Origin of the sequence: Stenotrophomonas sp. (assembly GCF_032099025.1) — a bacterium.
Taxonomy (GTDB): Bacteria; Pseudomonadota; Gammaproteobacteria; order Xanthomonadales; family Xanthomonadaceae; genus Stenotrophomonas.
This window is the reverse complement of sequence record NZ_DAMCID010000013.1, coordinates 94,243-116,557: the sequence shown is the minus strand read 5'-3', so window position 1 is coordinate 116,557 and position 22,315 is coordinate 94,243. Positions and strand designations below refer to the sequence as shown.

The window sequence follows — 22,315 nt, the reverse complement described above, 5'->3', positions numbered from 1 at the left end:
TGTTGGAGAGGAGGCCCCCATGAAGCTTGTCGCTGCCCAGATGCGGTCGATTGCCGGTGATGTTGAAGGCAACCTCCAGCGGCATATCCTGTTCATCGAACTGGCCGCTTCCCACGGTGCAGCGGCGGTTTTCTTCCCGGAGCTGTCTCTCAGTGGCTACGAGCCAAGCATGGCAGGGCGCTTGGCGATGACGCCGGGCGATGCGCGTTTGGAGGTATTCCAGACGCTGAGCGATCGTTACCGGTTGCTGATCGCGGTCGGCGCGCCGTTCCGCGGACATCGCGGCACAGAGATCGGGATGTTCGTGTTCCGCTGCGGTGAAGCGCCGGTGGTCTATTCCAAGCAGATCCTGCACGCGGATGAGCTGCCGTTCTTCAGCCCGGGCACCAAGAGCGAGGTCTTCCCGTTGGGTGGCGAGGTGATCGCCCCGGCGATCTGCTACGAGTCGCTCCAGGATGCTCATGTACATGCCGCGCTGGCATCCGGCGCTACGGTTTACCTCGCCAGCGTGGCCAAGTCAGCGCGTGGTGTCGAAATCGCCTACCGGCATTACCCCGCCGTTGCGCGGGAACACGGGCTGACGGTGATGATGGCCAACGGCGTGGGGCCGGCCGATGACTTCGTGATGCCGGGCCGCTCCGCTGTGTGGCGCGACGACGGCGCATTGGTACGCAGCGCGGATACGGCGGCGGAGGCGGTGGTGGTGTATGACTTGGCCACGCGTATGGGCGAGGTGCTGCCGCTTGCGGATGCTGCGGCTTCGATGGCCGGGGCCGGTATCCAGCCATCCGCCAGACCGGTCTGAGGAGTCCGTATGGTCAGAGCAATCACCACGGTAGTCCTGTTGATGCTCGCGGGCTGCAGTTCGATGCCGCATGACGCAGTCACCTGGCGCGGGTACACGCCCGGCCACCTGAACGCCGGGGTTGTCTCGTATTCCCTGGCGTACCGGAGCAGGGCTGGCGGGTCGAATCCGACGGGCTGCAACGTCCTCCACGCCCGAGCGGGTGTCATTGCGGCGCGTTGTCAGCCGGCGGCTTGTACAGCAGCTCAAGCCTGTCCAATGCGTCCTTGATTGCGCTGGTGTCCAGCTCAACGCCAAGTGTTCGCTTGAGGTCTTCGATGGTCCCGTAGTGGCCCTGGAACTGTGTTTTGGCGGCCTTCGCCCGTTCCATCGAGACTTCCGGCGGATGGTTGTTCCACCACAGTTTGATCCATGTGATCTGGAACTGGATGCCAGACAGGAATCCCTCGAGGAGCTTCACCAGAAACTCGTGGTGCTTGTTCTCGAAGACGACCGGTGCAGCCACGGCATCTGGAGGGTTGTTGTCGTCGCGGATCAGGTCCAGCACTTCCCTGAGCTTGGCCTCGATGTAGTCGTCGCGTTCTTCCACTTCCTCGAACTGCTTGATCCGGTAGGACTTGCTGTCCAGTTCGACCTTGTAGATGGTGTCGACGTCGTAGCAGTTCATGTAGAAGTCGCGGCCGTTGGCTGCCCAGAACGCCTTGCCCAGCGGCACATCGATGAAGGTGCTCTCGCTGACTACCCGCCGGGCCTTGCCGGTCTTCGCGCTGTAGACAAACACCTCCGGAAAATCCAGGTCCTCGAAGCAGCCCAGCAGCAACGCCTTCTTTCCGTCCTTGGAAACGTGGATGGACTGGATGTCGAACGGATGGTCCTCGCGGTCCACGCTTTGGCGGATGCTGTCGGTTACCTGGTTGGTGAGCAGCGTCATTGTCGATCCTTGATCGTGAAGTGCAGGGTGGGCGGCCCGCCAGTCTAGCAATGGAGCGGCGGAATGCCCGGCGGGTCGCTCCAGGCATCTGTGGCACCCCTGCAGACTGCTACCTGTCCACATCCATGGCGCAGGTGATCGTCCGGTTCAGCTCCAGCTCCGCCAGTCGATCATGCAGCGCCGCATGCACCCGCGTGTACGCACTGCTCCCCAGCAATAGTCGCCGCGGCGCCACTGCATCATCCGCACACGCAATGATGGCATCCACCATCTTGGCTACGTCCCCATCGATCGCAAACTCCCCCGCGTTTTCGCCAAACAACGCGCTGCGGATCGCGCCACTGGGCGTGTCGGCGTAGGCGGGCAGGGCATCGGCCTGGTCCAGCGCGCTCGCAAAACCGGTGGCCGTCGGGCCTGGCTCGATCAGGGTCATCTGGATTCCGAAAGGGGCCACTTCCTGGGCCACCGCTTCCACGAAGCCCTCGATCCCCCATTTGCTGGCGTGGTAGATGCTGAAGTTGGGATAGGCGATCTGCCCGCCTTCGGAGGACATCTGCAGCACGCGGCCGCCGCCTTGCGCGCGAAGGTGCGGCAGCGCGGCCCGGATCACCTGCATCGAGCCAACCAGATTGGTATCGATCTGTTTGCGGAGCTGCGCGTCGCTCACTTCTTCGCCGGCACCGAACAGGCCATAGGCCGCGTTGCTGACCACCACATCGATCCGACCGAGCCGGCTGAACGCCTCGCCGATGACCCGGGTGACGGCCGCGCTGTCGGTGACATCCAGTGTGGCGACCCACAGGGCATCGCCATGCTGCGCCTTCAACGCATCGAGTGCTTTCGCGTTGCGCACGCTGGCCGCGACGCGGTCGCCGCGCGCGAGTAGCTGCTGGGTCAGGCCAAGCCCGAAGCCGCTGGATGCGCCGGTAATGAACCAGGTTGCCATGGGGAAACTCCTCTCATGCGCCGCAGTGTGTCGGCGCTTCCCCACCAACGTACGCCCGACACATTGCTGTTGCTATGCGATCAATCCTGCATGAATCAGTGAAAAGTACCCATGAATGGTCGGCCTGCGCTGTCGGAGCTGAGTGCCTTCGCGGCGGTGGTGCAACACCGCAGCTTTCGCAAGGCGGCCGATGAGCTGGGGCTGGCGCCGTCTACGTTGAGCCACATGATGCGCAGCCTGGAAGCGCGCATGGGCGTGCGGCTGCTGCATCGAACCACGCGCAGTGTTGCCCCCACCGAGGCCGGCGAGCGCCTGCTGGCGCGGCTGCATCCGATCCTGCATGCGCTGGATGAAGCGCTGGACGAGGTCAACACGTTCCGCGAGGCACCGTCGGGCGCGCTGCGCATCAACGCCAGCGAGGTGGCAGTGCAGGTGCTTCTGCAGTCGATCGTGCCGGCCTTCGTGGCGCGCTACCCGCACGTGACGCTGGACCTGGTGACGGAAGGAAGGCTGGTCGACATCGTGGCCGAAGGTTTCGATGCCGGTATCCGCCTGGGCGAATCGGTGCCGCAGGACATGGTGGCAGTTGCCATCACTCGTGCTACCCGGTTCGTGACGGTTGCAGCGCCTGCGTACCTTGCGGCACGGGGAACGCCCAGGCTGCCGGAGGAACTGGCGGCGCATCTGTGCATCCGCCACCGGCTGCCCAGTGGCAAGCCGTATCGCTGGGAGTTCGAGAAGGCAGGGCAGGAGATCCGGATGGACGTGCAGGGCGTGATCACGCTCGATCACCCGGGCCTGATGGTGCAGGCAGCCTCTGCCGGGCTGGGAATTGCGTATGTGCCGCTGGATGCGGCGCAGAGTGCGTTGGGCGCAGGGCAACTGGTGACCGTGCTGGATGACTGGTGCCCCGAGATCCCGGGGCTGTTTCTGTACTACCCGGGGCACCGCCACGTGCCGGCGGGTTTGAGGGCATTGGTGCAGGTGATTCGCGAGCAGAAGTAAGGCTGCCGTGCGCCACGGCGCTGGCAGACGATTGCGATCGCCGTGTGCAGGTAGGCAACGCGCTCGCGTCAGTCTGTTGATGCAACTGAGCGGCTATTCGATGTCCAGCACAACGACGTCACTCAGTTCCGGGCCGCCGCCCCGGTTGCCGCTTCCTGCGGCTACGTAGAGCTTTCCATCGCGCGTCACCGCTTGGGTTCCGTGGCGACCCCTTGGAAGCGGTGGCAGTGTTGACCAGGTGCGGGAGGTCGCGTCCAGCGCTTCCACCTCTGCATGCGCGGCGGTCTGACTGGCGCTCTCTCCGCCCAGTACGACCAGCTTGCCATTCCACTCAACGGACGTTGAACCGGCCCGTGCTGTTGGGAGGCGGATGTCGCTGTTGATCCATCGCCGCTGCGAGGGGTCGTAGATATCCACCGGGGACACGGTCTTCGAGAATGCCTCGCCGGTGTTGTGCGAGGACTGGCGCCCACCCGCCACGTAGATACGTCGGCCGACGACCGCTGCATGGAAATGGTCCCTTGCATGTGGCGCGTCTGCCAGGCGCGTCCACGTGCCGTCGGTCAGATCCAGCGCATCCAGCCAGGCGACGTAGCCGGCGTTGTGGCCTTGGGTGTTTCCACCGACCACGTAGGCGACTCCATCGATCACGGCGACGCCAGCAGCGCCCCGGCGACGTTCCGCCGGAATCTCCGTGCCCTGCAACCAGGTGTCCGCGGCCGGATCGTAAACGAGCACATGGGTCAGCGCCTGCTCATCGGGGAAGCCCCCGGTAAAGCCGCTGATGATGTACAGCTTGCCCGCGTGGGCCACGGCCTGCGCATGATGTACCTCCAGCGGCGGGGATGCGGCCGGGTGCCAGGTGGAGGTGCCGAGATCCAGGTACTGCATGGCGCGCTCTCCGCGGCCGCCCAGGACATACATCCGGTTGCCCAGCAGCGCAGCGGAGCTCTCATGCCGCGCTTCGAGATCACCCTGTGCCGCGATGGGTGTCCACTGGGCCGCTCCAGGTTGCCCAGCAGTCTCATGCGCGTGGCCGGCGGTGTCGGCCCATGCAGGCGCCGTCTGCGCGAACGCGGCGGACAGCAGCAGGGAAAGCAGTACGCGTTTGTTGTAGGTCATTCGCAGTTCCTCTTGCCGGGCTCCCAGGCAGGATCGTTCTCCGGCGGCGGCTTGTACAGTGCCGGCGAGCGGGCTGGCTGCTTCGCGCATTTGGATGACCTGCCGCAGGGCAGCTTCAATACACTGGCATACTTCGCCCGTTCAACTCAGCTGCGCGTAGGCGCCCCTCCACGTTTCGAGGTGAGACCACATGGATGGGACCGGCCCGGCGTCCTACCTGCTCTTCTTCTTCGCCGGTCTGGGCGTCTTCAATGGGGCGGCGTTGGCGGTCTACCTGCTGTGGCGACGACCGGCCCGGCCGGCGCAGCGTTGGCTGGCGGCCGTGGTGCTGATGTTGAGCCTGCGCACCGGCAAGTCTGTCCTGTTCTACTTCTGGCCGGACATCTCCAAGCTGGTGCTGCAGGTCGGCCTGACCGCCTGTTTCTTTATCGGCGTCTGCCTGATCGGTTTCGTCCGCGCCTGGATGGATCCCGAGCGCCGGCAGACCCGGAACGATCCGGTCATCGCGCTGGGCCTGCTGGTGTTTGCGATCGCCTTCGGCGTGGCCTTCCCCTATACCGACCATGTGCGCCTGTGGGCGGGGCCGGTCTGGGCCTCCATCCAGGTGTGCTGGCTGGCCTGCCTGGGGGCGGCCGCTGGGCTGTTCCTGCGCGCGTCCAGGCACGGTTGCATCGATGAGGCGCCCGGCGCGCTGACCCGCACCCATGTCGCATCGGTCATCGTGGGCGTGGCGGTGATCTGGCTGGCCTATGCCACGGCCGGGTTGACGTCGTACATCGTCGGCGCGCTGTCGTTCTCGCTGGTGCTGTACCTGAGCACCAGCCTGGCGCTTGCCTGGCGCACGCCTCGTCCCACCGCCGAGCCCTATCGGGACCGCAAGATCGCGCAGACAGATGCCGACGCGGCACTGCGCGCCCTGCAGGCGCTGATGACCGACGAGCGCCTGTACAAGGACGCTGGCTTGACCCTGGCCAAGCTGGCCAAGCGCCTGAACATGCCCCCGGCACGGCTGTCGCAGCTGCTCAACGACAACCACAAGACCGCCTTCAAGCCGTACCTGGCGCAGATCAGGGTCGAGGCCGCCAAGCAGCTGCTGCGTGCGCAGGCGGCGGCGTCGATGGAGGAAGTGGCGGAAGCATCCGGCTTCCTGTCCACGTCCACCTTCCACCGGAGTTTCAGCAAGGTGGAAGGAACCACGCCCGCCGCCTGGCGGCAGGCCCAACTGCGCCTGGAGAGTGGCTCCTGAAACGCGTTCTGCGACTCACCAAACGCGCTTCAGCATATTGATTCAAAAGGGAATTCGACAGACTTCCGGGCACTTGTCCACCGGAGTCCCGCTCATGTCGCAAACGCGTCCCACGCCGTCCCCTACCGGCTCCTTGTCACTGCCAGTACGCCTCATCAGAGGGTTCGCCATCGCCTGCCTCGGGCTGTTGCTCGGCGAACTCGCGTATGCCAATCCGGTGACGGATGGGGGTGAGATCGCCGCCGTCATTCAGGACTATCTGCATGGCAGTTCCTACAACGAGCACGACCAGCTCCGGTGGGCGTTCCATCCCGAGGCGCGGCTGTACCTGAGCCAGGGAACCGACGGCATGCGCGAGGTGGGTATCGCCGAGTACGCCGGGTGGTTTGCCAGCAACCCGGGGCAGTTCAATGGCCGTATTGGTCGCCTGCTGGGCGTCCAGGTCGAAGGCAACATCGCCACCGCCAAGGCGGAAATTCTGGTCGGCAAGGACCAGGCGCGGTTCGTCGATCTGTTCCTGCTGAAGAAGCTGGGCGGGCACTGGATGATCATCAGCAAGACCGCCACCCGCCAGACGGCGCCAGCGCATGGCCGCCAGGTGCTGCTGGTGGTGTCCAACGTGGACACCATGCCCGGCACCCGGCTCAGCGCCGGCAACAGTTTCTCCGAACTGATCCATGCCTATGCCGGCTTCCGTGAGGCGGGCTACGGCGTTCAGTTCGTCAGCCCCGACGGCGGCGCCGTGCCGTTGGCCTACATCGATACCCGCAACGCCGAGCACAAGGCCAGGGTCTACGACAGCGACTTCATGTGGGCGCTGGCCAACACGCGCCGGCCCGACGCGGTGAATCCGGCGGATTATGCGGCGCTGATGTACATCGGCGGCAGTGCGGCCATGTACGGCGTTGCCGAGCACCCAGGCTTGCAGTCGCTGGCGGTGCGCATGTATGAGCAACCGGGCGGCATCGTTTCGGCGGTGTGCCATGGCAGCGCGGGGCTGGTGAACCTGACCCTGTCAGACGGCTCCGCGCTGGTAGGCGGAAAGCGCGTCACCGGCTATCCGGATGCGTTCGAGGACATGAGCGCGGCCTACTACAAGACGTTCCCGTTTTCGATCGAACAGCGGCTACGCGAACGCAGCGGCCAGTTCAGCCATGGCGCCCGCGGAACTGCGCATGTGGAAGCCGATGGCCGGCTTGTCACCGGCATGAACTGGGAGTCCACCCGGGGCGTGGTGGCTGCGATCATTCAGCGGCTGGAGGCCGGGGATGGCGAGGTGCGCCAGGGCGTGGAAGCCGGTCGCTGAGTCGCGGACGGGGGGCGAAATGGCGCGGCCATGAAAGGGCTGGTGGCTCTGGACGGTATGGACCGGACGGGTTACGTCGATCTGCTCCAGGGGATATCGGCGTCGGTCACGGCGGACTCGAATTGCGGCCGCCCGAACCAGTAGCCCTGCATCAGCCGGATGCCGAGGTCGGACAGGCAGTGCGCCTCATCACCGGTCTCGATGCCTTCGGCAATGACGTCTATCGCCAGCGCCTCGCACATGGAGACCACGCCGGCCACGATCGCGCGTCGTGACCGGCTGTGGTCGATGCCCCGGATCAAGGCCATATCCAGTTTGACGATGTCCGGTTGGAAATCCGCCAGCAGGTTCAGGCCGGCAAACCCGGCACCGAAATCATCGATGGCCGTCTTGAAGCCGATACGCTTGTACTCGCTCAGGATCTCCGCCAGCCATTTCCCATCGCTGACCTGCTCGCCCTCCACGGTTTCAAATATGATGCGATCGACCGGAAACCCATGCCGATCGGCGGCCTCAAGCGTGGAGCGTATGCACACCTCGGGCCGGTAGATCGCATTGGGCAGAAAGTTGATTGAAAGATGGGAGCGCAACTGCAACGACGCTGCGATCCGGATGGCTTTCTCACGGCAGGCCTGGTCGAACGAATACCGGTTCTCGGCAGTGACGCGTGACAGTACCGAACTCGCCGGTTCGCCCGCCGGGCCGCGCACCAGTGCTTCATGCGCGAACACCTTGCGTGCATGCACATCGACGATGGGCTGGAATGCGTAACTGAATTCGAACTGCAGCGGATCCGCATTCCGGCACAGGGCGCATCCGGCGCGCGTATCGGTGGGAGGCATGCGGCTGATTCCGTGTTCGGGTCAAGGCAGGGAGCATAGCCGATGCCCACTCACGGCGATGTGGATGTAGCGCGTTACGGGCCGCTTCACGCCCGCTTCACTGCCAGCCCATCGCGGTTTCAAGCGGCGCAGACAGAGTGGATCCACTTTCGCGCGGATGCCTCGCTCATGGGAACGGTCTACGCCACGTTGCTGTTCATTGCAGTGATCCTGGGGCTTGCGTTGGCCGGGCTCATCGCCATCTACCAGCGCCACAAGCCACTGTTCGTGGCGTCGCTCCTCGTCCTGCTCGGGGTTCCATTGGCAGCGTACGTCATCGTGTCGCATGCCTCCAAGTTGAAGGACGTGCCCCGTGGGCTGGGTGTAAGCACCATCCTTTACGACGGCGGCGCGAACTGGTCGCCGGACGATGCCGGCGTTCGTGTGTACGCGCTACCGGGTCTGGCCATCAGAAACGTTATTGCCGGCGGGGAGACGTACCTGTCCTCGCTTCCTCCAAACAAGAACCGCTGGCTGGAAAGTTGGCGGGGGGACTATTCCCGATACGGTGGTTGGCGGCGAACGCCGATCGTACCCAGCCAGCGTTGGCAGTTGGACGCGCACACTGGCTCTTTTTCGGTGTCGGGTTACTTCAGTCAACGGGAATGGGTCATGCACCGTCGTCACGAGGAGGTGTCGCGCCAGATCGAAGTGGCGATCAACCAACCCGGGAGCTACTACGCGTTTGGCGATGGTGGCACGCTGATCATCCAGCCAGTCGCCGGCAAGGCGTTCTACATCTATACGCCGTTTGAGGACTGACGCCTGCTGAGGTGAGAGGAAGCAGGGCGACGAACGGGTTTGATGGCCCTTGGTGGCGCATGCGAATAGCGTCAACCCAGCGCAACCATGGCTTGGCTCATGGGTGGCACCTGTTATCGAGGTATTTCCTTACAAACCATGAGGTTGAACCCGGATGGATCGGGCTGACTCTGTGGTTCAAAGTAGAGGTCGGTGCCAAAAAGGCACATTTTGCCCACTGGTGTACGATGCCCTTTCCAACCACATTCGGGTCGGCTGCCATGAAGCCCACTGACATCGCTCTTCGGCGCAACGCCAAGACGGGCTCCTTCGCCTCCGTGAGGGAGAAGGGGTCGAAGGCCACGGAGGTGCACCTGTTGAATCTGCCCACCATGACGGCCAGCCAGCTCAAGAAAGGTGGATGGCCTGGCGTGATGGCGGAAGTGAACAAGGCGGCCGCGGTGGCGGTGACCAACCATCACCGGACCGAGGCCGTGATACTTACGGCAGGGCAATACGAATCGCTCGTGCAACGGGCATCAACGCCGAAGGGGTCGGGGAGGCCTGCACCGTCCGATACGGCGTCCAAGGAAGTCGCGCTGGCGCGACTGCAGAGTGCGTTCGATCAGCGGTTGGCCAAGCTCAAGGATGGCAAGTCATTGGGTGCTGCGACAGGCAAGCGTGCGCGTCGTGGAAAGGTCACCCTCGGACCGTCCGTCTGACGCATGCCGAGGATACTGGTCCTTGCCGGCGTGAACGGGGCCGGCAAGAGTTCCCTGCTGGGCGCCTGGATGAGGGAGGAAAGGCTGACATGGTTCAATCCCGACGCATTCACCCGTGAGCTTGAGGCTGCGGGGTACCCGCATCACGAGGCCAATGCGAAGGCGTGGGAGGAGGGCAAGAACCGGCTTGTCCGGGCCATGGTCAACGCCGAGGACTATGCCTTCGAGTCCACATTGGGCGCCACTACTATTCCAGCGTTGCTGCGTGAGGCCATGGAAAGTCATGAGGTCCATGTCTGGTTCTGTGGCCTCTCCAATGTGGATCTGCACATCGAGCGGGTGTCGGAGCGGGTAGCTCAGGGCGGACACGATATTCCGGAGCACAAGATCAGGGAGCGTTTCGACACGTCTCGACAGAACCTGGTCGCACTACTGGGTGGGCTGACCACGCTTCATCTCTACGACAACAGCGTCCCGATGGAAGACGGTGTCGCCGAGCCTCGCTTAGTGCTGGAACTCGAGCATGGCATCATGCTTTACCCGGCCGATGTGGATGCGCTCGTCGCAACCCCTACGTGGGCAGTCCCCATCATGGAACACGCGCTGCGAATCCATCCTCCCGCGTGGCTTGCTTGAGGATGTCCTGCGCTCCTTGTAACTCCTGCAGCCAACCATCCGCCTGACGACCAAACGCCGCCATGATCAGATCACTTGCGCTTGCCTTGCTCATACCCGCTGCCGCGACCGTCCAAGCGCATGCGAGCAGCGGTGAAGAATTCTGTGGCGAGGCGATCGGTATCTATCTGCCCACGCCCCAAGGAACGCCGGCACCCAACATCGAACTGGCTGATTTTCAGTCCACCAGTCCTGATGATCCCTGCGCGCGCAACATCGCGCATGACGAACTCATGAAGCTTCATGCGGCAATCAAACCGTTGGCGGCGGCTGCATTCGCTGATAGCCCGGCCAGCTTTGGCGTCATGGTTCGCTATACGCTCACGCCAGATGCACCGGCAACGTTCGAAATGCAGGCGCGTGATGCGCCCGACAGTGAGAAGCCTCGGCTAACCCGCTTCTACCATGCAGCGGCAGCCCTGGAGGACTTTCACTCATCGAGCGGGACGGTTTACGTGGTCGTCCACTACACCGTCTCCCCCACTGGGGAAGCGGCGCGGCCCGCGGAGGACTGAAGAACCCGGGGTGGGGAGCTGCTGGTGGCCTACGTGTGGGATGCGCTAGCCAAGCGCGGGAAGGATCCAGCCGCCGCCCATTGGCGGAGAAGGTTCACGGGTATTTCACCGGATAGCGCCGCTAATCCGTGTATGGCCGATCAGCGCCATCGCCCGATTCGACCGAAGCTTCCCCTCAGCACGTTCGGATTCCTGGCTACAGCGACCCCGCCGGAGTTACCCAGATGAGAGTCTTGCTTGCGGTTCTCGTACTCGCATGCGCCTATCCCGCTGCAGCCGCGGCCGCGCCGCCCCCGCGCACCTCCGATGGGATGTCCTGTGACAGCCCCAACCAGTCGCAGGCGGGGCTGAACCAATGCGCCAGCAACGGTGCAAAAACTGCTGACGCCGAGCTCAACCGGGTCTATGCGAAGGTGCTGGCCGCCAATGCCGACGACAAGGTGTTCCTTGAAAAATTCAAGGCCGCCCAGCGTGCCTGGGTGGCGTTCCGCGACGCGCAGATCGCGGCGCGCTACCCCAGCCCGGCGGACTACGGCAGCGTTCTTCCTATGTGCCAGAGCAATGAGTACGAGCAGCTGACGCGCGACAGGGTCAAACAGCTCAACGCGTGGGTGGCCGGGACGGAAGAAGGGGATGTCTGTGCGGGGTCGTATCCCATGAGCGGCAAGTAGAGCCCGCGTCCGCTCCCGGCACCGGTGGGCGGGGGCGGCATCCAAAGTCGGCGTTACTGGCTTATGATCCACCCACTTCATTCCCGCAGCGGCATCATGGACCGAGCCCGTACGTACCTTGCATGGCGACAGCCGCTGCTGCGGTGGACCGCCCTGCTGATGCTGCTGTGGTGTACCGCACCCGCGCTGGCACAGACCGCGCGCAAGCCATCGCCCTACGAGTACCGCCCGGGCAGTGACGCCGCCCCCGCGCAACCCACGACCGGGCCGGATTATCTGTCGCGCATCGACAGCCGCGCGCAGTTCATGCAGCTTGCGCGGGTCTACAACGCCGGTACGGCGCTGGAGATGCCGCACCTGATCTTCGTGATCGACCGGCAGAATGCCGCACGGGTCTACTACATCAACACGCCGCGCCACGCGCTGCACGAGCAGTTCGTGCGCAGCCAGCGGCTGGTGCGTTCGCTGGACAAGGCCACGCTCAACGCGCAGTACCGCGACCCGCAGCGGCGGTTCCTGTTTGGCACCCTGAGCTGGCAGCGCGATCTGCCGGGCTACACCTATGAGTTCTGGGAAGGCGACAAGCTCACCGCTCCCCTGCTGCGGCAGACCGATCAGGTGCTGCATGCCTCGTTCCGTGAGCCGATCCGCTTCAAGACCAACTCCACCCAGCACGAGCAGGTGGCAAGCGCCACGGGGTTGCCGTTCGTGACCCAGGAGGCATTGCTGCGCGAGCAGCGTTTCCTGCCGCTCAACACGGGGCGCGCCGAAGGGCGGCTGCGCATCGTGCGCACCGAGGCGCAACTGCGCACGCTGTCGCCGCGCGACATCCCGGTACTGGATGAGGTGCCGATCGCGCTGGCGCCGGTGGCCGGGCTGGTGACGCAGCGCCCGTCCACGCTGCTGTCGCACGTCAACCTGCTGGCCAAGGGGTGGGGCATTCCCAACGTCTATGTGCGCGATGCCGTGGCGGCACTGCGCCACTACGACGGGCGCTGGGTCGCGTTGGAGGTCACGAACAACGATTACCGGGTGACCCCCCTGGCGGGTCCGCCAAGGACGCCTGCCACCCCGCCCCGCCCGGTGGCGAAGAACCTGCCGCGCCCAGACCTCTCGGTGGTGGCACTCAAGCCGTTGGCAGCATTGCGTGCGCGCGACAGCAGCCACTGCGGGGTGAAGGCCGCCAATCTGGGCGCGCTGAAGGCGGTGTTGCCACCGGCCGCGCGCGTACCGGATGGCTTCTGCATCCCGTTTTCGCACTACCAGGCCATGACGCAGCGGATGCACATTCCGCAGCGTCTGCAGGCGCTGCAGAACCGCCCCGGTTTCAGCACCGACCCCAACGTGCGCCGTGAGGCGCTGGCCGTGCTTCGCACCGAGATCACCAACGCCGCGCCGGACCCCGCGTTCGTCCGCGCGCTGACCACGCAGTGGCAAGGGCAGCTGAAGGGTGCCGGGGTATTCGTGCGCAGCTCGTCCAACTCCGAGGATCTGCCCGGCTTCAGTGGTGCGGGTCTGTACACCACCGTGCCCAACGTGACCCGCGCCGATGCGGTGGCCAAGGCCGTGCAGACGGTGTGGGCGTCGGTCTACAACTTCGAGGCGTACGAGGCACGCACGGCGGCCGGGCTGGGGCAGGACGCGGTGGCCATGGCGGTGCTGGTGCAGGTTGCCGCGCCGTCGGACAGTTCGGGGGTGATGATCACCCGCGATCCGTTCGATGCGGCGCGCCGCCACATCACCTATATATCGGCCAAGCGTGGCCTCGGTATCCGCGTGGTGGAGGGCAAACGCCAGGCCGAGCAGGTGATGTATTCCACCTGGTCCAAGGCGGTGCAGGTGCTGAGCCGCTCGGCGGAAGATACCCAGCTGGTGACCAACGCAGCAGGCGGCGTCCGCGAAGTGCCCATCACCGGCTCACGCCAGGTGCTGACCGACGCGCTCATCGCGCGGCTGGCGAAGATCGGCGCCACGACCAAGCAGGCGCTGGGCGGTGTGGACCAGGACATCGAGTGGGCCGTGGTGGGCGATGAGGTGCTGGTCCTGCAGTCGCGTCCGTACGTGGACGGGAGTGCGCGGTAGTCAGCTGACCTGAGCGTCCCAAAGGCACATGACCTGGGTGATGGCCGCGTCCATCGCCTTGAAGGTCACGCCATCCCTGGCCAGCGTGGTCAGCCCAAGCAGGAAGCTGTCGAACACGCACGCCAGCGAAGGTGCGTCGGTAGCCGGGGCGAGTTCGCCGCTTGTGATGCCGCGTTCCACGCAGGCGCGGATCCCCGCGCGCGTGTGAGCGCGCGAGCGCGTCAGCGGGGCAGACAGTGCCGTGAGCTCCGGCGACGGCGCGCTCATCACGCCCAGTGCAACCATGCAGCCCTTGGGGTGGCCGCGCTCGCACTGCATCCTGGCCGAACGACGCAGCGCCAGCTCGATGGCCTGCTTTGGGCCGAGTGCCGTGTCCCACAGGCAGTGGGTCACCTGCGCATAAGTTGCCAGATAGCGTTCCATGCACTCCTTGAAGAGCGCCTCCTTGGAGCCGAACGCGGCATAGAAGCTGGGCGCGGTGATGCCGCCGCCGATGGCGGCCTTGAGCTGGCTCAAGGACGTGGATTCGTAGCCCTGCTCCCAGAACAGGTGAAGTGCCTCCTCGACCGCCGTGTCCCGGTCGAAGCTGCGTGGCCTGCCCATCTGTGCCATGGCGGTCTCCAATGTCTACATAAATACTAGTCGATACACATGTGGTTGACCACACGGCATGCCGGGCGTATATATGTACCGAGCGATATATATGTAGTTGCCGGCCTGGCTCCCCCCAATGAAGGACAGTGTGTGACCTCCTCAAACGCATCAACGGACAGCGCGATCCCTGCGCCGCTGCCGGTCACCGCGCTGCTTGCGCTGGCCATGACCGGCTTCATCTGCATCGTGACCGAAACCCTGCCGGCAGGCCTGCTTCCCTATATGTCCGAGGGTCTTGGTGTTACACCCGCACTGGCCGGGCAGACGGTCACCGCCTACGCATTGGGTTCGGTGCTGGCGGCAATCCCGCTGACCATCGCCACCCAGCAATGGCGGCGGCGCAACGTCCTGCTGCTCACCATCGTCGGCTTCCTGCTGTTCAACTCCGTCACCGCGCTGTCCAACCACTACACACTGACCCTGGTGGCGCGGTTCTTCGCCGGCGCAGCAGCAGGCCTGGCATGGAGCCTGCTTGCCGGCTATGCGCGGCGCATGGTCCAGCCGGAACAGCAGGGCAGGGCCATGGCGATTGCGATGGTGGGAACCCCCATTGCCCTCTCCCTCGGCGTACCGCTGGGCACCTGGATGGGGGGCATGTTGGGTTGGCGCACCGCGTTTGCCGCCATGTCTGCGCTGACGGTGGTATTGATCGTCTGGGTGCTGGTGAAGGTGCCCGACTACCCCGGGCAATCGCCATCGCAACGCGTGCCGCTGCGCAAGGTGCTGGGCACCCCGGGCGTACGTCCCGTACTGGCCACGGTGATGGCGTGGATGCTGGCGCACAACATTCTGTACACCTACGTGGCGCCATTCGCCGCACACGCGGGGCTGGGCCATCGGGTGGACATGCTGCTGTTGATCTTCGGTGCGGCGGCGATGGCAGGCATCGCCTTGACGGGGAAGCTGGTGGAGCGCCACCTGCGCAGTACCGTGCTGGTATCGCTGGCGACGTTCTTCGCGATCTGCGTGGTGCTGGCAGTGCTGCAGTCGCTGCCGGCCGTGGTCTACGTGTGCGTGGCGATATGGGGCCTGACCTTCGGTGGCGCAGCGACGCTGCTGCAGACCGCACTGGCCGACAGTGCAGGCGAAGGCGCCGATGTGGCACTGTCGCTAAACGTGGTGGCATGGAACAGCGTCATCGCCGGCGGTGGCGTGGCCGGCGGGCTGTTGCTGGACCGCTGGGGCGCGCAGACCTTCCCGGCGGCCATGGCGCTCTTGCTGGCGGTGGGATTCGTCATCGCATGGCGCGCCCGACGCCATGGGTTTGCGGCGGGCGAGCGCTCAGCGGTGGCCGGTCACTAGGGTCCATTTCCGCCTCAACGCGGCGCAAGGAACTGCCGCATGCGCTCCAGATCGTCGTCCAGGGCATTGCGGAATCCGGTGCCTTTGGGCGCTTTGCCGGCCACATAGCCGAACGTGGATTCCAGCCGGCCGTCACGCACCGCAAGGTTGCCCCAGCCGATCACCTGGCCGCGCCAGAGCATCGGCAGCGCGTAGTAGCCGAACTGGCGCTTTGCGGCTGGCGTGTAAGCCTCGAACTTGTACGTCCAGTCCCAGAGCAGGGTGAACCGCCTGCGGTCCCACACCACGGGGTCGAAGGGGGCGAGCAGCCGCAGCTGGTCATCGAGGGCGTAGCGGCGCGAGCGCGGGTTCTCATCGGCGGGCCAGTACCAGGTAGTGCCATCGATGCGGCAGCTTGCCAGGTGTTCGTGCGCCAGTCGCAGCGCTATCCGGGTGTCCACAGCGAGATGTGGTGCGCCGTAGTCGAGCAACCGCACCAGATAGGTCAGGCTGGCGGCGGGCAGCGGCGCGTACTTGCGCACCACCAGCTCGATCAAGGCCGCGGCGCGCAGCGCGCGTGCAGCGGGACCCTCGTCCGGGTCGGCGTGCATGGCCGGTTCGTAGACACGCGTGCCGCTGTCGCGTCGCTTCACCCGCAGCAGCCCGCGGTAGTGCATGCCGTCCAGCAGGTGCGTGCTGGCGTTGCTTGAGCCGCCCCAGTAGTTGGTGACGCGCCCGTGCGCGAAGTGCTGGTCGACCTCGCGGGGATGCACCGCGCCGCGTTCACGCACGAAGGCCAGTACATCGGCGGCCTTGCGCCGTGTCCCGGCATCCCAGACATTCTTCGCCTGTCGCGGGTGGATCAACGCCAGGTGCGCGCGCGGCAGGAAGCCGTAGTTGACCAGGTAATCCTCGTCCACCGCCAGGCGCGCGTAGCAGCGCTCCAGGTCGCCGGCGCGGTAGCCCTTGACGCGATGGCGCAGCGTCAGATCCTGCGCTCGTGCCGGCGCGCGGATGGGGTCGGCCTGCACAAAGCCCAGGCGACGTATCGCCGCCGGCAGCGTGGTCGGGGTGAACAGGGTGCGCGCCACCGCATGGCGACGCAGGTCGTCGAGGCTGACTTCATTGGCCATGGGGGAATTGAAGCACAGCCACATCTGGTTCGCGCAGGCGAGTTGTGTTGAACGGGCAATCCAACCTCTACGTCGTTCCGGCGGCGCTGGTGTACGGCGCGCTGGCGAAGGAAGCATCCTGCTGATCTACCGCGTGGCCGTAAACGGTCCACGCACGCGCCTCATTCCACCCTCGCCAGCTGCTGCTTGAAGCTCGGCCACAACGCCAGCTTGTGGGTGACGCTGGTGATGGTGCGACGCGGGTCGGTGGGGTGCGGCCTGGACGAGGTGCTGCTCCTGCCCTGGCGCCACAGCCCGAACATCACGATCTCAGCGCCAACGGGGAAGGACTGCAGCCACGCGGCGTCGGCGTGCCCCACGCTGACTTCATAGAAGTCCCGGCGGTCGGCCACGCCGGTCTGCTGGTACTTCGGCGCGCAGTTGAGGAACATGGAACCGGGCTGCGGCGATCGGTGCGACCTGACCGTGCCGACCAATGCCATCGGCAGGTCGGTCGTGCTCGAACCCAGCCGCTCCCAGGCGGCGTCATAGCGCTCCTGCGTATGGAAGAAGTTGTCCCAATCGACTTTCTTCTTGCCCAGGCGCAGCGTCACCTGCGCCGCGAGCAGAGCGTCGCTTTCGCACATCGCCCCCAGCACGAGCAGGTCGGCGAGGGTGCGCAGGTAACCCTCCAGCGGGCTCGCCCCCGGCTCCCCGCCGCCGGCACGCTTCAGGGCCTGCTGCAGGATCAGCAGCCGCAGCTCGTACTTTCCGTCCCCCATCGCCAGCAGGACATCGGGATCGGCACCCGTGGATAGCAGGGACTGCAGGTAGCTGGGGGCGTTGTACCGGCAGCCCGGCTGGTGCTCGGCGCCCTTGTTCAAGCCGATGTAGCCGTGCTCGGCCACGAACTTCACCGAGGCGCCGCAGCCAGGGCTGTCGCACAACAGCGTGGGCAGCGTCTGCTTTGTGTCATGGCGCTTCTGAAGGTCTGCGATGCGGTGCAGGGTGCCGTGTGTTCCAACGGCCCTGCGCATCTTGATGGCGCGACTCATCTGGACCGATCAACCCGGAAACGCAGGGAAGCGCTCGTCCGGGTGGCGCTTCTTCCATTCGGTGTGGGCCACGGTTCCTTCCCAGGCGATGAAGGACTGCGGCGGGCGCCCGCGACCTGACCAGGTTTCCTGGCTGTGCGGCAGCCAATAGCGCGGCGGCAGTTCCTCGCCAGCGACTTTCGCCGGCTTGGCGCGCTTGGCGGGGCGCACCGGGGCCTCACCTGCCACCAGCGCGCGGATGCTGCGCTGTTGTTCGGGGCTGAAATCGGCATAACTGGCGTTGAGCAGCACGGTCACACGCGTATACGCCTCCTTGGTGGCGGCACGCAGCACGGCGTGCGGGGACGGGGAGGCGGATGACTTGCGGGGCATGTGATTCCAGGTAAGAAGGAGCTGACGGTGGCACGATAAATGATGCCCCTGCCCAGCGCCATGGCGGCGACCGGCATGACATGACGTTTGACGCGCCCGTGTGGCGGTGCGGGGGAGTGAAGACCCCCTCTTTCGAGGCATGCGCCCCAGCGGTGATGGGTCCCCAATGTGGGCAGCCAGATCGAACGCGGGAGGCGACCGGTGCAGCTGCTGTACGCGACATTTCCTGATCGACTGCCCGGTGTGGGCCTGCTCACGCTGCGGCTGCTGCTGTCCTCGATGCTGGTCTGGCACTGGGGCCTGCGCATGGCGATGCCCGGGGCTGACCTGCTCGCCTGGGCGTGGCTGGCGGCGGTCCTGCTGGCCAGCGGCAGCCTGCTCCCCCTGGGTATAGGGGGCTCGCTGGCCATGGGCTGGCTGGATGCGGGCCTGGACGGCTGGCCGTTCGCCGGCCTGCTGGTGGCCCTGTTGCTGCTGGGGCCGGGGGCCTATTCGGTGGACGCGATGCTGTTCGGCAGGCGGGTCCTGCAGCGGCCGGCCTCCGGAGGGGCAGGTCACCAGGCGCATCGGCCCGATGACGACCCGAAAGAGTAGGTGCGCGATGCGCCAATTGGGGGTTTGGACGCGAGGCCCATGCGACCAGCATGCACAGCAACTCTCCCGAGGTCGCCGCCCGTGCACACCCGCCCTACGGCATTCCCCGTCAAACCCGTGATCGGGCCCTGCATGGGCATGGCCGTGCCTGTGCCAGCGGTCGGCTCGCCGGCGATAGGGCGGGCGGTGGCCTACATCGACGCCAACCTGTGTGAGCCGTTGCAGCTCAGTGCGATCGCGGCCGTGGCGTGCATGAGCCGCTGTCACTTCGCGCGGTTGTTCCGCCACCAGATCGGGGTCAGTCCCATGGAGTACCAGCGTCTGGGACGCATCGAGCGCGCGCGGCATCTGCTGCGCAGTGATGGCCAGCGCATCGGCCAGATCGCCAGCGAACTGGGCTTCTACGACCAGAGCCACTTCGTGCGCTGGTTTCGCCGCACCTTGGGCTGCACGCCGTCCGCGTACGTCCGGGGCGAAGCGCCCTCCCGATTGCCGGTGGCGTGACGGCCATCGGGGCGGAACACCGTGGTCCGCCTTGCCTGGGCGTTTTTGTATGATGGCGCGGGCGCAAGGGGCTGATGATGACGTTCATATTCCGGGGCCTTGCCTGCGCGTGGCTGCTGTTCCTCAGTGGACATGCCGCTGCGCTTGATCCTGCACGCGGTGTGGCGCAGTTCCACCACACCGCCTGGACGGTGAATCAGGGCGCACCTGGCCAGGTGACCGCGCTGGCGCAGACGGCGGACGGTTACCTCTGGCTGGGTACCGAGATCGGGCTGTATCGGTTCGACGGCGCGCGGTTCACCCGCTTCGTGCCCCCGGGCAGCCACGCCTTCCCCGCCACCAGCGTTTCAACCCTGTATACGTCGCGCAGCGGCGGCCTGTGGGTCGGCTTCCGATACGGCGGGGTGAGCCTGATCGAGGGCAGCCGGGTCCGCCACTACGGCCCTGCCGATGGCCTGCCCACCAGTACGGTGTTCCGCTTCGCCGAAGATGGCGACGGCCGGTTGTGGGCGGCCACGTTTACGGGCCCCGTTGCGCTGCACGGCCAGCATTGGGCGCGGCCGACGCCCGCCATGGCCTACCCGGGACGCCAGGCGCGCACGCTGTTCACCGATCGCGACGGCACGCTCTGGGTGGCAACCGAAAACGGCCTGGTGGTCCTGCGACGCGGCGCCCGCGCGTTTGCCAGCGTGCCGGGCAGCGTGGGTCGCATCAGCCAGATCGCGCAGGCACCGGACGGCGCCCTCTGGGTGGCCGAGGCGGACGGGGGCGTGCGCGCGCTGCGGGAGAAGGGCGAGCCCGGTGCCTCTGCCGGCCTGCTCTTCGACCGCGACGGGGTTCTCTGGGCGACCACGCTGGGCACGGGGCTGCTGCGTCGATCTCCGCAGCGAAGTGCGGCAGGGTTCGAGTCCTTCCGCCGGGTGGACGGACTCAGTTCGGATTATCTGCAGCCGTTGCTGGAGGACCGCGAGGGCAACCTGTGGGTGGGCAGCAGCCGCGGCCTGGACCGGTTCCGGCATGCCAACCTGATCCCGGTGGCGATGCCGGAGGGCGCGCAGGAGTTCGCCATCGCCGCGGACGGCGATGCGCTGCTGGTGGGTACCCGCAACCATCCGCTGCAGCACGTGGACATGGCGTCGCGCCAGGCGCTTGCGCTGTCGTCGGCCATCACGGCGATGCACCGGGATGCTGGCGGACGCACCTGGCTGGCCGGTCCCGAGGGCGTGTGGCGGAAGGCGGGCGCGCGGTTCGACAAGGTATCCGACCTGCCGGTTTCCGCCCGCTCGGGGGTGCAGGCCATGGCGACCACACCGGATGGGGCGCTCTGGTTGTCCTTGAACACCCCCGGGCTGCATCGGTTTCAAGAGGGACGCTGGACGCACCTGCACGACCAGGACGGCCTGCCGTCCGGCGATTCGCCGCTGGTGATGCAGGCCGATGCGCATGGCCGCCTTTGGCTGGGCTTTGCACGCAATGCCGTGGCGGTCATGGAGAACGGCCGGTTCTCAACGCCGTGGTCGGGTGAGGCGTTGGACGTGGGCAACGTCACCGCGCTGTTCGAAGACAGCCGGGGCATGTGGATCGGCGGCGAGCGCGGCCTGGCGCAGGTCGCCGGTGGCCGCCTGCGCAACGTGGTGGCGGCGGTGCGCGAGGACCTGCGTGGCATCAGCGGGATCGTGGCCGACGATGCGGGCGACCTCTGGTTCAACGGCGCGCGAGGCGTGGTGCGGGTGCGTGCGGCCGACATCGCCAGTTTGTTCGGTGGGCGGGGCCGGCCGCGCTACGAGCGGTTCGACGCGCTGGACGCCTTGCCCGGCATCGCGGCGCAGTTCCGGCCGTTGCCCACCGCGGCGCGCACGCAGGACGGGCGGCTCTGGTTTGCGACGACCAGCGGCCTGGTGTCTATCGACCCCCGGCAGATCGTGCGCAATCCGGTGGCGCCCCCGGTGGAGATTCTCTCGCTGGCGGTCGACGGTGCTCCGGTGCCCCTCAACGGTGGGGAGGTGAGGTTGCCTGCCGGCACGCGCAACCTGGGGATACGCTTCACGGCGCTGAGTCTGTCCATTCCCGAGCGCGTGCGCTTCCGCTACAGGCTGGATGGCTTCGATTCGCAGTGGTTGGAGGCATCGCCGGCACGCTCGGCGTTCTACAACGCGCCGGGTTCGGGGCGGTATGTGTTCCGCGTTGCGGCGAGCAACAACGATGGCGTGTGGAACGAACAGGGCGCACGGCTGGTGGTCTCGATCGCACCGCACTACTGGGAAACCGGCTGGTTTCGCGTGCTGTGCGTCGTCGCGGCGGTGGCGCTGCTGTGGCTGCTGTACCTTGCCCGGTTGCGCCAGGTCGCGGCACACATCCGCGGCCGGCTGGATGAGCGCCATCGTGAGCGCGAGCGGATTGCCCGGGACCTGCACGACACCCTGCTGCAGAGCACGCAGGGCCTGATCCTGCGACTGCACGCGTCGAGCAGGAAGCTGGACCCGGCCGACCCGGTCCGCCTCGAACTGGACGCGGCCATGACCATGGCCGAGCGCGTGGCTGCGGATGGCCGCGAGCGCGTGCGTGGGCTGCGGGGCGATGTTGAACATGCGCGTGACCTGGGCGCGGCGTTGATGGGCGTGCTGGAGGAGACCCATGGTCTTGAGACGCCGGCGGTGCGGCTGGTCGTCGAAGGTACGCCGCGCCCGATGCAGCGCTGCGCCGCCGAGGAGGCGTACATGATCGGCCGCGAGGCGATGCTCAATGCGTTCCGGCACGCACACGCGACGTCGGTGGAGGTGTCCATCAGCTACGGGCGGCACGCCTTCCGGCTTCGCATCCATGACGACGGGCGCGGGTTCTCGCAGGACGCCGAGGCCCTCGAGGGGCACTGGGGCCTGGAGGGCATGCGCGAGCGCGCTGCCCGCGCGGGCGGTACCTTGACGATTCTCTCCGGCCGCCCGGGACGCGGCACCGAGATCGACCTGCAGATACCGGCTGCACTCGCGTGGCAAAGCGCGTTCCGCCCGGGCTTTGCAGGGCTGCGTGATCGGGCGCGGGCCGTGTTCAAGCGCGTCCGGCGGTAAAGCGCAACGGCGTACAAGCGCCGGCCTGCG

Annotated in this window: 22 protein-coding genes; 14 read left to right on the top strand and 8 right to left on the bottom strand. The window is 66.2% G+C overall.

What is annotated here, in order from left to right:
* Positions 1–19: 19 nt before the first annotated feature.
* A complete protein-coding gene (locus tag RT456_RS11375; protein WP_313346532.1) occupies positions 20–805 on the top strand; it encodes a carbon-nitrogen hydrolase family protein in 786 nt (261 codons plus the stop codon).
* 205 nt (positions 806–1,010) lie between these two features.
* On the opposite strand, the gene RT456_RS11370 is transcribed toward RT456_RS11375, so the two are convergent.
* Both RT456_RS11370 and RT456_RS11365 read right to left on the bottom strand, forming a co-directional pair.
* Positions 1,011–1,736, bottom strand: coding sequence for a hypothetical protein (locus RT456_RS11370; RefSeq protein WP_313346531.1), 726 nt, complete (start codon positions 1,734–1,736; stop codon positions 1,011–1,013).
* A gap of 109 nt (positions 1,737–1,845) precedes the next feature.
* The gene (locus RT456_RS11365; protein ID WP_313346567.1) at positions 1,846–2,682 is read right to left on the bottom strand and encodes an SDR family oxidoreductase; all 837 of its coding nucleotides are present in this window, start codon (positions 2,680–2,682) and stop codon (positions 1,846–1,848) included.
* Between the two features lie 111 nt (positions 2,683–2,793).
* Here RT456_RS11365 and RT456_RS11360 point away from each other — a divergent pair, with 111 nt between their 5' ends.
* A complete protein-coding gene (locus RT456_RS11360) occupies positions 2,794–3,687 on the top strand; it encodes a LysR family transcriptional regulator (RefSeq protein WP_313346529.1) in 894 nt (297 codons plus the stop codon).
* Between the two features lie 93 nt (positions 3,688–3,780).
* Here RT456_RS11360 and RT456_RS11355 read toward each other — a convergent pair whose 3' ends face one another.
* Positions 3,781–4,899 carry a kelch repeat-containing protein gene (locus tag RT456_RS11355; RefSeq protein ID WP_313346527.1) on the bottom strand — a complete coding sequence of 373 codons (1,119 nt, stop codon included), beginning with the start codon at positions 4,897–4,899 and terminating at the stop codon, positions 3,781–3,783.
* Positions 4,900–4,999: 100 nt separating this feature from the next.
* Between RT456_RS11355 and RT456_RS11350 the strand changes: the two genes are divergently transcribed.
* Both RT456_RS11350 and RT456_RS11345 read left to right on the top strand, forming a co-directional pair.
* A complete protein-coding gene (locus tag RT456_RS11350) occupies positions 5,000–6,055 on the top strand; it encodes a helix-turn-helix domain-containing protein (protein ID WP_313346525.1) in 1,056 nt (351 codons plus the stop codon).
* Positions 6,056–6,149: 94 nt separating this feature from the next.
* Positions 6,150–7,361 (top strand): nuclear transport factor 2 family protein, encoded by a 1,212-nt coding sequence (locus tag RT456_RS11345; protein ID WP_313346523.1) that lies wholly within the window; start codon positions 6,150–6,152, stop codon positions 7,359–7,361.
* A 71-nt stretch (positions 7,362–7,432) separates the two neighbouring features.
* Here RT456_RS11345 and RT456_RS11340 read toward each other — a convergent pair whose 3' ends face one another.
* Positions 7,433–8,203 (bottom strand): EAL domain-containing protein, encoded by a 771-nt coding sequence (locus tag RT456_RS11340; RefSeq protein WP_313346521.1) that lies wholly within the window; start codon positions 8,201–8,203, stop codon positions 7,433–7,435.
* A gap of 42 nt (positions 8,204–8,245) precedes the next feature.
* On the opposite strand from RT456_RS11340, the gene RT456_RS11335 reads away from it, so the two are divergent.
* From RT456_RS11335 to RT456_RS11310, 6 genes are all read left to right on the top strand, one after another.
* Positions 8,246–9,004, top strand: coding sequence for a hypothetical protein (locus RT456_RS11335; protein ID WP_313346519.1), 759 nt, complete (start codon positions 8,246–8,248; stop codon positions 9,002–9,004).
* A gap of 260 nt (positions 9,005–9,264) precedes the next feature.
* Positions 9,265–9,705 carry a prevent-host-death protein gene (locus tag RT456_RS11330; RefSeq protein WP_313346517.1) on the top strand — a complete coding sequence of 147 codons (441 nt, stop codon included), beginning with the start codon at positions 9,265–9,267 and terminating at the stop codon, positions 9,703–9,705.
* Between the two features lie 3 nt (positions 9,706–9,708).
* A complete protein-coding gene (locus RT456_RS11325; protein WP_313346515.1) occupies positions 9,709–10,341 on the top strand; it encodes a hypothetical protein in 633 nt (210 codons plus the stop codon).
* 62 nt (positions 10,342–10,403) lie between these two features.
* A complete protein-coding gene (locus tag RT456_RS11320; RefSeq protein ID WP_313346513.1) occupies positions 10,404–10,895 on the top strand; it encodes a hypothetical protein in 492 nt (163 codons plus the stop codon).
* A gap of 233 nt (positions 10,896–11,128) precedes the next feature.
* Complete coding sequence (locus RT456_RS11315; RefSeq protein ID WP_313346511.1) at positions 11,129–11,566, top strand: lysozyme inhibitor LprI family protein; 438 nt, start codon at positions 11,129–11,131, stop codon at positions 11,564–11,566.
* 96 nt (positions 11,567–11,662) lie between these two features.
* On the top strand, positions 11,663–13,648 hold the full coding sequence (locus tag RT456_RS11310; RefSeq protein WP_313346509.1) for a PEP/pyruvate-binding domain-containing protein: 1,986 nt from the start codon (positions 11,663–11,665) through the stop codon (positions 13,646–13,648).
* Here the strand turns inward: RT456_RS11310 and RT456_RS11305 are convergent, their stop codons facing one another.
* Positions 13,649–14,260 (bottom strand): TetR/AcrR family transcriptional regulator, encoded by a 612-nt coding sequence (locus RT456_RS11305; protein WP_313346507.1) that lies wholly within the window; start codon positions 14,258–14,260, stop codon positions 13,649–13,651. It lies immediately after the preceding gene.
* A gap of 132 nt (positions 14,261–14,392) precedes the next feature.
* Here RT456_RS11305 and RT456_RS11300 point away from each other — a divergent pair, with 132 nt between their 5' ends.
* Complete coding sequence (locus tag RT456_RS11300) at positions 14,393–15,604, top strand: MFS transporter (protein ID WP_313346505.1); 1,212 nt, start codon at positions 14,393–14,395, stop codon at positions 15,602–15,604.
* Between the two features lie 14 nt (positions 15,605–15,618).
* On the opposite strand, the gene RT456_RS11295 is transcribed toward RT456_RS11300, so the two are convergent.
* The 3 genes from RT456_RS11295 to RT456_RS11285 form a co-directional block, all read right to left on the bottom strand.
* The gene (locus tag RT456_RS11295) at positions 15,619–16,716 is read right to left on the bottom strand and encodes a crosslink repair DNA glycosylase YcaQ family protein (RefSeq protein WP_313346503.1); all 1,098 of its coding nucleotides are present in this window, start codon (positions 16,714–16,716) and stop codon (positions 15,619–15,621) included.
* 161 nt (positions 16,717–16,877) lie between these two features.
* Complete coding sequence (locus RT456_RS11290) at positions 16,878–17,750, bottom strand: hypothetical protein (RefSeq protein ID WP_313346501.1); 873 nt, start codon at positions 17,748–17,750, stop codon at positions 16,878–16,880.
* A gap of 9 nt (positions 17,751–17,759) precedes the next feature.
* Complete coding sequence (locus RT456_RS11285; RefSeq protein WP_313346499.1) at positions 17,760–18,122, bottom strand: H-NS family nucleoid-associated regulatory protein; 363 nt, start codon at positions 18,120–18,122, stop codon at positions 17,760–17,762.
* A gap of 201 nt (positions 18,123–18,323) precedes the next feature.
* Here RT456_RS11285 and RT456_RS11280 point away from each other — a divergent pair, with 201 nt between their 5' ends.
* The 3 genes from RT456_RS11280 to RT456_RS11270 all read left to right on the top strand — a co-directional run bounded on the left by RT456_RS11280 (position 18,324) and on the right by RT456_RS11270 (position 22,285).
* Entirely contained in the window at positions 18,324–18,716 is a 393-nt protein-coding gene (locus RT456_RS11280) for a hypothetical protein (protein WP_313346497.1), read from the top strand.
* A 138-nt stretch (positions 18,717–18,854) separates the two neighbouring features.
* A complete protein-coding gene (locus RT456_RS11275; RefSeq protein ID WP_313346495.1) occupies positions 18,855–19,220 on the top strand; it encodes an AraC family transcriptional regulator in 366 nt (121 codons plus the stop codon).
* 77 nt (positions 19,221–19,297) lie between these two features.
* Complete coding sequence (locus tag RT456_RS11270; RefSeq protein ID WP_313346493.1) at positions 19,298–22,285, top strand: two-component regulator propeller domain-containing protein; 2,988 nt, start codon at positions 19,298–19,300, stop codon at positions 22,283–22,285.
* Positions 22,286–22,315: the final 30 nt, after the last annotated feature.

Excerpts from the sequence above, each read along its gene's own strand:
- RT456_RS11375 (WP_313346532.1), top strand. The coding sequence starts at position 20 with ATGAAGCTTGTCGCTGCCCAGATGCGGTCGATTGCCGGTGATGTTGAA.
- RT456_RS11370 (WP_313346531.1), bottom strand. The coding sequence starts at position 1,736 with ATGACGCTGCTCACCAACCAGGTAACCGACAGCATCCGCCAAAGCGTG.
- RT456_RS11365 (WP_313346567.1), bottom strand. The coding sequence starts at position 2,682 with ATGGCAACCTGGTTCATTACCGGCGCATCCAGCGGCTTCGGGCTTGGC.
- RT456_RS11360 (WP_313346529.1), top strand. The coding sequence starts at position 2,794 with ATGAATGGTCGGCCTGCGCTGTCGGAGCTGAGTGCCTTCGCGGCGGTG.
- RT456_RS11355 (WP_313346527.1), bottom strand. The coding sequence starts at position 4,899 with ATGCGCGAAGCAGCCAGCCCGCTCGCCGGCACTGTACAAGCCGCCGCC.
- RT456_RS11350 (WP_313346525.1), top strand. The coding sequence starts at position 5,000 with ATGGATGGGACCGGCCCGGCGTCCTACCTGCTCTTCTTCTTCGCCGGT.
- RT456_RS11345 (WP_313346523.1), top strand. The coding sequence starts at position 6,150 with ATGTCGCAAACGCGTCCCACGCCGTCCCCTACCGGCTCCTTGTCACTG.
- RT456_RS11340 (WP_313346521.1), bottom strand. The coding sequence starts at position 8,203 with ATGCCTCCCACCGATACGCGCGCCGGATGCGCCCTGTGCCGGAATGCG.
- RT456_RS11335 (WP_313346519.1), top strand. The coding sequence starts at position 8,246 with ATGCCCACTCACGGCGATGTGGATGTAGCGCGTTACGGGCCGCTTCAC.
- RT456_RS11330 (WP_313346517.1), top strand. The coding sequence starts at position 9,265 with ATGAAGCCCACTGACATCGCTCTTCGGCGCAACGCCAAGACGGGCTCC.
- RT456_RS11325 (WP_313346515.1), top strand. The coding sequence starts at position 9,709 with ATGCCGAGGATACTGGTCCTTGCCGGCGTGAACGGGGCCGGCAAGAGT.
- RT456_RS11320 (WP_313346513.1), top strand. The coding sequence starts at position 10,404 with ATGATCAGATCACTTGCGCTTGCCTTGCTCATACCCGCTGCCGCGACC.
- RT456_RS11310 (WP_313346509.1), top strand. The coding sequence starts at position 11,663 with ATGGACCGAGCCCGTACGTACCTTGCATGGCGACAGCCGCTGCTGCGG.
- RT456_RS11305 (WP_313346507.1), bottom strand. The coding sequence starts at position 14,260 with ATGGCACAGATGGGCAGGCCACGCAGCTTCGACCGGGACACGGCGGTC.
- RT456_RS11295 (WP_313346503.1), bottom strand. The coding sequence starts at position 16,716 with ATGGCCAATGAAGTCAGCCTCGACGACCTGCGTCGCCATGCGGTGGCG.
- RT456_RS11290 (WP_313346501.1), bottom strand. The coding sequence starts at position 17,750 with ATGAGTCGCGCCATCAAGATGCGCAGGGCCGTTGGAACACACGGCACC.
- RT456_RS11285 (WP_313346499.1), bottom strand. The coding sequence starts at position 18,122 with ATGCCCCGCAAGTCATCCGCCTCCCCGTCCCCGCACGCCGTGCTGCGT.
- RT456_RS11275 (WP_313346495.1), top strand. The coding sequence starts at position 18,855 with ATGGCCGTGCCTGTGCCAGCGGTCGGCTCGCCGGCGATAGGGCGGGCG.
- RT456_RS11270 (WP_313346493.1), top strand. The coding sequence starts at position 19,298 with ATGACGTTCATATTCCGGGGCCTTGCCTGCGCGTGGCTGCTGTTCCTC.